Consider the following 238-nt stretch of genomic DNA (forward strand, 5'->3'; position numbering starts at 1 on the left):
ACTACTTCGCCAACATGACACTGCCATTGGCGCTGCTCTGCACCGGTGCCAGCCTCAACCTCAAGGCCCTGCGCGGCGGCGCCATGCTGACCGGCTGGGCCACCGCCAACCGTCTGTTCTGCATTCCCGTGCTGCTGGTGCTGGGAGCCTGGGCGCTCGGTTTCAACACCCAGGCCCTCGGCATCCTGTTTCTCATCAGCTCCACCCCCACCGCAGCCGCCAGCTATGTGATGACCCG

1 pseudogene is annotated in these 238 nt (G+C 65.5%); it reads left to right on the plus strand.

Annotated features, from left to right (window positions below):
* Positions 1-238 (plus strand): annotated as a pseudogene (locus B4920_RS27795) (AEC family transporter); the annotation flags it as partial.

This window comes from Zoogloea sp. LCSB751, assembly GCF_002028455.1.
GTDB lineage: Bacteria > Pseudomonadota > Gammaproteobacteria > Burkholderiales > Rhodocyclaceae > Zoogloea.